The sequence below is a fragment of the Aeromonas salmonicida subsp. salmonicida genome, from assembly GCF_001643305.1.
Lineage (GTDB): Bacteria > Pseudomonadota > Gammaproteobacteria > Enterobacterales > Aeromonadaceae > Aeromonas > Aeromonas salmonicida.
Genome location: NZ_LSGW01000055.1, coordinates 52,194 through 63,112 on the forward strand (window position 1 = coordinate 52,194; position 10,919 = coordinate 63,112).

The window sequence follows — 10,919 nt, forward strand, 5'->3', positions numbered from 1 at the left end:
CGTGTGGCTCATATGAAGGTGGCCACCGCCATCTTGATGGGTATCACGTCGTTTCCCGGCGTGATACCCACTACTGATGGATAAAAAACCAGGCCAGATGGCACGTCGGACTATGACCAACGGGCGCTTCTGGTATAGTTAAGCCCGCATTTTAACTTGGGTTACCCCCCATCCAGGCTCCAGGAATTTCAAGATGTCCAAATTTGCCCGTTCAGTTATTCTGGCCTCCCTGATAAGCGCCACCGCCCAGGCCAACACACCTGTACCCACACCGAACGCCGCCCCCATGGTCGTTCCCGCCGCGCCGGAGATCTCCGCCAAGGCCCATATTCTGATCGACTACTACTCGGGCCAGGTACTGGCAGAAGCCAACGCCGATGAACGCCTGCCGCCCGCCAGCCTGACCAAGATGATGACCTCCTACATCATTGGTCACGAGCTGCTGGAAGGAAACATCAAGAACACCGACATGGTGACCATCAGCAAGAACGCTTGGTCCAAAAACTACACCGACTCCTCCAAGATGTTTATCGAGGTGGGCAAGCAGGTCTCCGTCGATGACCTGAACAAGGGCATCATCATCCAGTCCGGCAACGACGCCTGCGTCGCCATGGCCGAGTTCCTGGCGGGCAGCACTGACTCCTTCGCCAGTCTGATGAATGCCTGGTCCGCCAAGCTGGGGATGAAAGATACCCAATTCAAAAACCCCCACGGACTGGATGAAGAAGGTCACTACAGTACTGCTCGCGACATGGCTCGTCTGGGTCAGGCCCTGATCCACGATCAGCCGGAGGAGTACAAGATCTACGCCCAGAAATCCTTCGTGTTCAACGGCATCACCCAGCACAACCGCAACCGCCTGCTGTGGGATCAGTCCCTGCAAGTGGATGGCATCAAAACAGGCCACGTCAGCCAGGTTGGTTACAATCTGGTCTCCTCCGCCACCAACAATGAAGGCATGCGCCTGATCGCCGTTGTGCTGGGCGCCAGCAGCGAAGGTTCCCGCGCCGCCGAGAGCAAGAAACTGCTCACCTACGGCTTCCGTTTCTTCCAGAGCCTGACCCCGTACAAGGCCGGCACCGAGCTGGTCACCCAGAAGATCTGGATGGGTGACAAGCCGGAAGTGAAACTGGGTGTCGACAAGGACGTATCAGTGCTGGTCACCCGTGGTCAGGGCAACAACCTGAAGGCGGATTTCCAGCTTGAAAGCGAACTGAAAGCACCGCTGGCCAAGGGTCAGCGAGTGGGCACAGTATTCCTGAAGCAGGGCGACAAGGAGATCAAGCAGGTTCCCCTGGTTGCGCTGGAAGAAGTGCAGGAAGGCGGTCTGATGAGCCGTCTGTGGGATTACCTGGTACTGCTGGTCACCAGCTGGTTCAAGTAAGCCACAGGATAAAATAGTGATAAAAGAGCGGCGCCAATAGGCGCCGCTCTCCAGTTAGAGTCTCTGTGAGCGAATAACCCTGCAATCTGCAGGTTCCGCCGCCAGCTGATTTGTGGTAAAAAGCAGCACCTCCATGTCTTGTCGATCAGTCTGGGCCTTGATCCCGGCCGGGGCAATGCCCATATAGACTTGTACTGGCGGCCCTGATGGGCCATAGGCCACTTGGCCACACAAGATGAAAGATAAGGTCATCCCGTGATGACGCCAAAAGGTGAGTAGATGAATACCAAGTTTGATGAACTGCTGGAGTTCCCCTGCAAGTTCCCGTTCAAGGTGCTCGGCGTAGCCGATCCGGCACTGCCTGATCTGGTGGTAGAAGTGCTGCAGCAGCACGCCCCAGGCACTTACAGCCCGACCGTTCAACCCAGCACCAAGGGTAACTACCACTCGGTGCGGGTCACTGTGACGGCCCAGAGCAAGGAACATATCGAAGCCATGTACACAGCTCTCGGCAAGATCGAGCTGGTTCGCTACGTTCTGTAAGCCACCTCTCTCGCCCCGCCAGGGGCGATTGATTTTGTGCAATCCTGTTTTGCCGACTCAAGCGCCTGTCAGTGAGGAACCATGTCACTCCAGATCCCCGCCCAACCACAGCTGTTAGTCAGACAGTTGGGTCGCCGCCCCTACCAGCCGGTATGGGATGCCATGAAGGCCTTCACCGATAACCGCACCAGCGATACCCCGGATGAGTTCTGGGTGGTGGAGCACGATCCCGTCTACACCCAGGGCCAGGCTGGCAAGGCCGAGCATCTGCTCGCTCCCGGTGACATCCCCGTGGTGCAGAGCGATCGTGGCGGTCAGGTGACCTACCACGGCCCCGGCCAGCTGGTGCTCTATGTACTGGTGGATGTGCGCCGCAGCAAGCTGTCGGTACGCGAGCTGGTGACCTGCCTGGAAACCGCCATCATCAATACCCTGGCAAAAAGCGATATCCAGGCCTATGCCAAGGCCGATGCCCCCGGCGTCTATGTGACCAACGAGCTGGGCATGGAGGCCAAACTCGCCTCCCTGGGCCTGCGGATCCGCAAGGGTTGCTCGTTTCACGGCCTGGCACTCAACATCAACATGGACATGACCCCCTTCCTGCGCATCAACCCGTGCGGCTATGCGGGCATGGCCATGACCCAGACCAGCGCCCTGGGTGGCCCGCAAAGCGTGGCCGAGGCGCAAGCCATTCTGGTGGCCGAACTGGCCAGCCTGATTGGCTATCAAACGATCACGAATGCCGACGATACCCCATGAGCAAGCCCATGCCGGGCGTCCATGAGGGCATGAAAATGGCCCAAACGGCTATCAACCAGACAATAACAAACACCGAGAGTGAATCATGAGCAAACCCGTTCGTATGGAGCCGGGCGTCAAGCTGCGCGATGGCGACAAGATGGCCCTGATCCCGGTGAAATTCATGCCGGATCCCAACGAGGAAGTGCTGCGCAAGCCGGACTGGATGCGGATCAAGCTGCCGCCGTCGAGCCAGAAGATCGAGCACATCAAGAGCACGCTGCGCAAGAACAAGCTGCACTCAGTGTGTGAAGAGGCCTCCTGCCCCAACCTGGCCGAGTGCTTCAACCACGGCACCGCCACCTTCATGATCATGGGGGCCATCTGCACCCGTCGTTGCCCCTTCTGCGACGTGGCCCACGGCCGCCCGCTGGCGCTGGATCCTGACGAGCCGCAGAAGCTGGCACTCACCATCAAGGAGATGGGGTTGAAATACGTGGTCATCACCTCGGTGGACCGCGACGATCTGCGCGACGGCGGTGCCCAGCACTTCGCCGACTGCATCAAGCAGATCCGCGAGCACAGCCCCCAGACCCGCATCGAGATCCTGACACCGGACTTCCGTGGCCGCATGGAGCAGGCGCTGGAGGTGTTCCGCGAGACACCGCCGGACGTGTTCAACCACAACCTGGAAACCGCGCCGCGCATGTACCGTGTCGCCCGCCCCGGTGCCGACTACAAGTGGTCCCTTGAACTGCTGCGCCGCATCAAGGAGATGCACCCCCATGTGCCGACCAAATCCGGTGTCATGATGGGCCTTGGCGAGACCAACGAAGAAATAGTGCAGGTGCTCAAAGATCTGCGCGAGCACGGTGTCAACATGCTGACCCTGGGTCAGTACCTGCAGCCGAGCCGCCACCACCTGCCGGTGAAGCGCTACGTGCCGCCTGCAGAGTTTGACGAGCTGAAAGATGTCGCCATGGGGCTGGGCTTCTCCCACGCCGCCTGCGGCCCCTTCGTGCGCTCCTCCTACCATGCTGATCTGCAAGCCAAGGGGGAAGAGGTTGTGGGTTACAAGGCTAAATAGTACTCTACATCGGTAAATGAGATTGACACTGATGTTTTGTACTGTGAGGTTCAGAAATGGCAGCAACAAGGATACCCAAGATCAAAGAATTTCCCATGGATGGGAAATTCTGGCGTGTTGATTGGAAAGGAGCTGTGCTCCCAAATCCTGACATCACTACTGAGCCTCTTTTCCAAATCGTACTCAGTCCGTTCCTTGATAACCCCTTTAAAATGCGAGGAGACAAGCGGGCATCGGTTCGCCAAACTGATGTAGAACAGCAGATAGTTGTTGATATAGGTATTGGACAATTGCCATTGATTGCCACTGGCTCTGTATGGATGAATGGTATCTGTCAGGATATTCTAGCTGGAAAATATGAAGCTATAAATAATCTGCTAATTTCACCGCAGACAACTCAGATAATCACAGCCACACATAAAGAAAATGGAAAAAATATTATTCCATACAAATCCTACCGTATTGGAAAGGCTGGCGCAGGAAGCAAACTGGTCGCAATTGAACGCAATGGAGATCCATTTGCGCTTCTAATCCCTGTAATGGAATTAGTTAGATTTTATTATGCCATCTCGACTAATTTGTCTCATGCACTATTCTTTGGCTCATTACAACATAACCCAGACTCAGTTATAAACCTTAGCCGTACTCATTATCGTGCTGAAGATGATAGGTTTTTCCTTGGTTTGAGACAACATATAACTGATGAAGAAGGATGGATAATTGCTAGAATTCTTCATTCTAAAGAAGCTTTTTTAGCTAGCTGTAAAATTCATGATGCTGTATTGAGAAATGCTATAAATCATAAATTTATACATATTGAATCCGATTTTCCGTTTACTGGCTTAACTAACCTAGAGGCTAGAGTAAAATGGATACAACAATCGGAAGACTCCCCATGGCGTTGCCTAGTATTGTCTTTAGAGCGTTGCTCTGCCCCACTCCCATATAGCCATCTAACCGTGATTAGAGATAATGATGGTACTGGAGCAAAAAACGATACCGATCGTCCAGAAGATGAAAAGAAACTATATTCCCGTAAAACCGGAACTTCTACACAAAAATCTGAAGACCCACATCTACAAAGTGGAACAGATACAAATGCAAGCCTGTCAAATATGCTAATAACTGTTCCAAGCGATCGATTTGGTGCATTAACTGGCCGAAAACCGGATAAACCTACGAAAGAGGAATGTGAGTATCGTAGTGCAGGTACGTCATTACAAGGCTTTCTCATTGACGCTCTTGGTACAGGTCTTGGTGGCTTTGGTTTGGATGAAAAATATACCCAAAAAGCCAATGTTTCTCCTACCTACACACGCAAAAAAGGTGCTAAAGCAAGTTTTGATATCTTAATTTCAGCAGTAGAAGAACTGAATAAATATAATGGAATATCTGCAAGCATTCGCCAAGTAGCACCCGCATTTGAATATATGCCATTAACCAAATCATCAAAAAGATGGCAATGGGCATATTTGGATTCATCAACCAAAACAAAGCGCGATGTTATAATTGCAGATATTTTATTTAATGGGCAATTTTTTAATATCATCGAGTTTGAAATGAGAGAAAATGAAAATTTTACAGTTTCGTTGATCTCATCAGGGGAGCACAAACTCAATGCTGAAGATTTTCATAAAATCCTCTTTCGGTGTTCTCTAGCTGGAGGTATTTGGAAGAAGATCAAACTCAATGACCTAGGCATCGATTTAATAAGCCTGAAACACACATGGAGCGATCATCAGTCGTTTTCTGAGGCAATAAACAGACGAATCATTACCATATCATAATTTTCACAATACTAATTACTGTGTCATCAACTATGATTTAGATGCACATAAATATAAAATAAATATATCAAACCTATTAGCCTTAATAAGATCATATTGATATTTTACTTTTTTTTATTAAATTAATCAGAGTTACTATTGTGATGGAGAGGCTGAACATGGAAGAAGAATTTAGCAAATATGATCCTACCGAATACTTGACCAGTGAAGCGGAGATCAATGCTTACCTGAAGGAAGCGATCGAGATTGGAGACTTAGAATTGATATCTGTCGTACTTAATGACATTGAGAAGACGCGTAAAAATAATTCACATCACCCTTAATGTTGTGACACTCCTTAATTTATTAAGAGTGCTTTTACCCATAAATCTCCCTTCACCTCTCATTCACAAATATTAAGGGCGCAGCGATGTCAAATGTAGATAATACTCGGGTTAGAATTCTCAGTCTTAACGGAGGGGGGGTTAGGGGGCTGTTTACTATCAGTGTGCTCGCAGAGATAGAACGTATAATCGCATCGAGAACTGGAATCCAAGATGTCAAGGTCGGTGACTATTTTGATCTAATAACAGGAACCTCCATAGGTGGAATATTAGCTCTTGGGCTAGCTACAGGAAAAACAGCAAGAGAACTAGAAGCAGTGTTCTTTGAGCAAGCCCCTAATATTTTTCCGCCACGCTGGGGATGGCTCAATACATTAAGATCTCTTTTTGCACCTATCTATGATAGCGAGCCCTTGAAAAGATCTGTAGAAAAGATGATAGGGTCAGATACCGTATTTAATGACCTTAATAGACGAGTAATGATTCCAGCAGTAAACTTATCTACGGGTAAACCCCAATTCTTTAAGACTCCTCACAATCCTAATTTTAACAGAGATGGCATCTTAAAATTGATCGATGCGGCAATGGCAACTTCTGCCGCCCCAACCTACTTTGCTCCTCACTACTGTGACGATCTTAAAACATACTTTGCGGATGGTGGCTTGGTCGCAAACAACCCAAGTTATATTGGTTTACTTGAGGTTTTCCGTGATATGAGAACCGACTTTCCCAATGCGTCTTATCAGAATGTGCATATTTTAAATATTGGAACTCTTGGCGAAGAATATACAATAAGTCCAAAGGCTCTGGATGCAAAATGGTGGAATGGATATATTGGATTGTGGGGAGCAGGAAAACGATTAGTCCTAACAACAATGACATCAAACCAATTATTGCATAAAAACATGCTCATGCGAGAGTTATTAACTAACTCAGCAAAAGATAATTATGTTTATCTAGATGATACCATACCAAACGAGGCGGCAAGCGATATCACATTAGATAATGCCAGTAAAAGTTCGCTTCGGAATTTATCAAGTCGAGGCAAACAACTTGCGACAGTTGAATTTACCAGCAATATGAACTTGCAATATTTTTTTGATATCCCAGCACTTCCTTTTAAACATGTGATAATTGAAGGAAATAACTAATGACTTGGAATTTTCACGAGTACTATACCAATAATGAGAACGGTCTAATGGGTAAATTGGTACTCTCAGCAAATGAAAAAAAACAACTAATAAATTTACGTCAAGTTATTCGCTGGAGAACAAAAGAGGTTTTTGAAGAGGCAAAAAATATTGCTTCTTCAATTTCCACATTAGAAAATATAGAGCACAGGCTTATTAATACAAAATTAATCTACCTATCCAAAGTTGAGAGGAATCAAATTGCAAAACTAATTTATGATATGGACGAGGATGCCCGTCAAGAGTTTTTAGACCTAACTCCACGTTTTTGGACTCAAGGAAGCTTTCAATACGACACTCTCAATCGACCGTTTCATCCAGGTCAAGAAATGGACATTGACGATGGCACCTATATGCCGATGCCAATTTTTGAAGCTGAACCTAAAATAGGCCATTCATTGCTCCTTTTACTAGTTGACTCATCCTTAAAATCACTAGTAGCAGAGTATGATGGTTGGATTTATGAAGCAAAACAAACTTGTGGAAGAATCAAAATTCCAAGCAACAAAACACATATCGATGTGCCTATGTATGCTATACCGAAGGACCAATTTCTTCAAAAGCAGACAGCTATGGCCAAATGTAGAGCTAGAGTCGGTTCTGAAAGTATTTTTGAGTCTTATGCGATGGACAGTGATGACACATCTTATGAAGTAGACACCAAACATGTAAATCTAGCTCTACGTGATGGTAGTAAAAAATGGCTTAACAGTGACCCTAAAATTGTTGAAGACTGGTTTAACGACAGTTGTATTCGTATCGGTCAACACCTTCGAGAGGTCTGTCGCTTTATGAAGGCTTGGCGCGATGCTCAATGGGAAGTTGGGGGGCCATCATCAATTAGTCTCATGGCCGCCACTGTAAATGTCATGGATCGAGTAAGCCATGATTCAAAAAATATGGGAGAAACGATGAAGATCGTTGCAGAGCACCTCCCTGAAGAGTTTAAGAATGGTATTGAAAGCCCCGATAGTACTGATGAAAAACCTCTTTTCCCACCATTTAATGAACATGGCAGCAGGGAAAAAGATATAATGGAAAAGTTGAATAAGCTACATAATATCCTTCTTGAAGCTGAAGTTGCTGAATCAAAGCAAAATGCTTTATCTAAAATTAATAAGGCATTTGGGCAACGTGTAAGCGATCATAATATAATAATTTCTGAAGCAGCTGCACCAGTATTTAGAGAAACGGCTAGCACAGCCAGTGCAGCATCTAAGATTAGTAGTACTATGGTAAGTGGTTAAGTATGAACGCTGAGCTTCATAGTATCTTATTGGGCTGTGGTTTCATATATACCCCAGCCCAACGAATGCCCAAAGATACACTGCTATAATATAAAAACCATCGATATGGGTTTTATATTAAAGACTACACCACTGATGTAGGAATTTTCTCTATTGCTTTAGTTTTATCAAATGATCCACATATCAAGCTCCCCACGGCTTTTGCAATTCAACGCCCTGACTACTGTCTTGGAAGATTGACGCCCCATATATCCCATGAGGGTATAGTTTGCTATGTCTCACAAATGGAAGCTGATTGGGACCCTAACAATCTAAATGGATTATATCGTGACGTAGATGCACAGATACAGATCACTTTAAATAACACAATTAAATCATTAATAAATTCACCATCTAATGATACTGAATTAGAGGGTGAGTTTTCTGCCTATTGGAGACCAATAGAAGATCTTTTTATTCTTTCTAAACCTATTAAAAAATCAGCATTATCCACATGGGTTATAAATAATGGAAATAATACCTATGATGAATATTTAACTGTCGAGAATGCTCTTGATAAAAACAATAATGAGCACATAAATTGGCTAAGACAACGTGGATTGAAACCAGAAGGATTAAAAAAAGGACCAATACCCACTCATTATATTCTTGTCAAACCAACTAAACTTGCAGGTGTAATATGGCCACCTATGAGTTTTTCTAATGTATTGACTTGGCTTTCAGAAGTAGATCATATTGCTCGTGACCGAGTAATCGACTGTTTATTATCCAAGAATAAAAAAAGGCATGTTATATTACTTGACATAGAGCATCAAGATACACTTGCTATCTACATAGAGTTAAATTTAGATGCAATTAATATAAAGCGCCATACTAGAAAAAATCCCAAGAGTTCATCTTTAAAATATAAAACCTCTCTACTCAGCGGTAGAAGTGTCATATCTGTATTTAAGCGTCTAAGCGTAACAAAGTCAGATAGGGATACATTACTAAGTCGCAATTTACCACGACCTGGAATTGGGCATTTAAGTAGCAAAAGAATAGCACTTATTGGCTGTGGTACAATTGGCGGTTACTTAGCTCAATTACTGTTACGTAGTGGGGCCGGATGTGGTGAAAAACATTTTCACCTATATGATAGTGATCATTTTAGCCCTCATAATTTTGGCCGCCATACTTTAACGGCTAACCATTTTGGCAAGAATAAAGCATTAGCTTTAGCTGATACATTATATGACACGATACATATCGTTAAAAACATTAAAGGATTTTCGTCACAGTTTCCAATTTTACCGAAAACACTGGCACACTACGATATCATAATTGATGCAACTGGACGGCCACCAGTATCTAAGCGTTTAAGCGCTGTAATTAGGATGATCAATAATGAACCGAGGCCAATTCTTATTCATGCATTAAATGATGGAAATGGACGCGCATCCAAAGTCCTAGTTGATGATGGAAGCTGTTGTTATGGCTGTATGGTTTCCGATCCAGCTACACACCGAAATAATATTGACTTAAGATTTGAAAAAATTGACCAATCATCTGAAATAGATATTAGTTGTGGTAGTACATATACACCATATGATGCAGCAGTCAGTCATATCACGGCTGCATTAGCACAAGAGGCAACTCTTAATACTTTAGAAGAAAATATACCATGGACTTATAATGAACATATGTTCGATGGTTCTCGTTCCAGAAAGCAGAAACGACTTGTCCGTTACAATAACTGTCCTATTTGTCATGAATAAAAATTTAGACTTGATATTTTCAGATAACAGTAACAGCATGATTGTGATAATGAGCAATGTAGTAGAAATATTGTTATCACATCGCCAACTTACATCTGATAGTTTCGAGGCTGCCGGGGTGCTTATTGGGGAACGTAGAGGAATGCATCTAGTAATAAATGATCTTTCTGAACCCGGAGCCGGCGATATTAGACACCGTTACAATGTAGATAGACGAGGACAACATCATCAAGCTAAGGTAATATCAACGTTCTCTCAATCTGATGGGCGAAAGCAATATTTAGGTGAATGGCATACTCATCCTGAAGATTATCCAGCTCCATCCAGTACTGATAAATCTTCTTGGGCGCGAAATTTAAAATATAACAAACCGATGATCGTCATCATTGTTGGTCGTAATGATATATGGGTAGGGAAAATAGTTGAAAATAGCCTCGTAAAGCTAACTGAAATGTAAGAGAATTAAACATATAATATCTTTGAATATTTCAATAACGAAAGTGCTTTATGATATATTCTTTCAGTTCAGTCTCAAAGTCCTTATATAATATATGTAATGGAATGATTTCCAACTTAACCATGGTCTTTAATTTCCTTCTGTTGGCTGTGAGTGAAAAAGCGATTTCAATTAAACTATGTCGTTCTCTGATTGGTCTTAATTCTAAGTTTACTGGCCATGACAACATATTCAGAAATGTATGAAATTCCTTATCTGAAATATACTTAACAAATTCCCTACCATATTCTTTTGAACTGATTAAACGACAAATTTGGTGTAACAAGGCTAAATTGACATAACTTAAAGATCCAGCAGGGTAAAATCCACGATCGATAGTTTTAAGAAGGCTAAATAACTGATCCTA

The 10,919-nt window shown here is 44.9% G+C and carries 10 protein-coding genes and 1 pseudogene; all 11 read left to right on the top strand.

Annotated elements, in window-relative coordinates:
- Nucleotides 1-193: 193 nt before the first annotated feature.
- The 11 genes and pseudogenes from AXW79_RS08850 (at nucleotide 194) to cap3 (ending at nucleotide 10,513) form a co-directional block, all read left to right on the top strand.
- Nucleotides 194-1,384, top strand: a complete 1,191-nt coding sequence (locus tag AXW79_RS08850) for a serine hydrolase (protein WP_005317357.1) — start codon at nucleotides 194-196, stop codon at nucleotides 1,382-1,384.
- Nucleotides 1,385-1,663: 279 nt separating this feature from the next.
- Nucleotides 1,664-1,927 (top strand): DUF493 family protein YbeD, encoded by a 264-nt coding sequence (gene ybeD / locus AXW79_RS08855; RefSeq protein ID WP_005317360.1) that lies wholly within the window; start codon nucleotides 1,664-1,666, stop codon nucleotides 1,925-1,927.
- An 81-nt stretch (nucleotides 1,928-2,008) separates the two neighbouring features.
- The gene (lipB, locus tag AXW79_RS08860; RefSeq protein ID WP_005317363.1) at nucleotides 2,009-2,686 is read left to right on the top strand and encodes a lipoyl(octanoyl) transferase LipB; all 678 of its coding nucleotides are present in this window, start codon (nucleotides 2,009-2,011) and stop codon (nucleotides 2,684-2,686) included.
- An 85-nt stretch (nucleotides 2,687-2,771) separates the two neighbouring features.
- Nucleotides 2,772-3,752: a lipoyl synthase gene (gene lipA / locus AXW79_RS08865; RefSeq protein ID WP_011898441.1), complete on the top strand. Its 981-nt coding sequence runs from the start codon at nucleotides 2,772-2,774 to the stop codon at nucleotides 3,750-3,752.
- A 95-nt stretch (nucleotides 3,753-3,847) separates the two neighbouring features.
- A complete protein-coding gene (locus AXW79_RS22825) occupies nucleotides 3,848-5,539 on the top strand; it encodes a hypothetical protein (RefSeq protein WP_129712392.1) in 1,692 nt (563 codons plus the stop codon).
- Nucleotides 5,540-5,697: 158 nt separating this feature from the next.
- Nucleotides 5,698-5,862: a helix-turn-helix domain-containing transcriptional regulator gene (locus AXW79_RS23295; protein ID WP_005317377.1), complete on the top strand. Its 165-nt coding sequence runs from the start codon at nucleotides 5,698-5,700 to the stop codon at nucleotides 5,860-5,862.
- A gap of 86 nt (nucleotides 5,863-5,948) precedes the next feature.
- Entirely contained in the window at nucleotides 5,949-7,013 is a 1,065-nt protein-coding gene (locus tag AXW79_RS22170; protein WP_005317380.1) for a CBASS cGAMP-activated phospholipase, read from the top strand.
- On the top strand, nucleotides 7,013-8,299 hold the full coding sequence (locus AXW79_RS08875) for a CBASS cGAMP synthase (RefSeq protein ID WP_005317382.1): 1,287 nt from the start codon (nucleotides 7,013-7,015) through the stop codon (nucleotides 8,297-8,299). The genes AXW79_RS22170 and AXW79_RS08875 overlap by 1 nt, the downstream gene beginning before the upstream one ends.
- Nucleotides 8,300-8,403: 104 nt before the next feature.
- Nucleotides 8,404-8,742 (top strand): annotated as a pseudogene (locus tag AXW79_RS23950) (E2/UBC family protein); the annotation flags it as partial.
- Nucleotides 8,743-8,898: 156 nt separating this feature from the next.
- Nucleotides 8,899-10,056, top strand: a complete 1,158-nt coding sequence (locus AXW79_RS22175) for a ThiF family adenylyltransferase (RefSeq protein ID WP_378003630.1) — start codon at nucleotides 8,899-8,901, stop codon at nucleotides 10,054-10,056.
- A complete protein-coding gene (gene cap3, locus AXW79_RS22180) occupies nucleotides 10,049-10,513 on the top strand; it encodes a CBASS system CD-NTase/cGAS isopeptidase Cap3 (protein ID WP_005317385.1) in 465 nt (154 codons plus the stop codon). The genes AXW79_RS22175 and cap3 overlap by 8 nt, the downstream gene beginning before the upstream one ends.
- The last annotated feature ends 406 nt before the right edge of the window (nucleotides 10,514-10,919 follow it).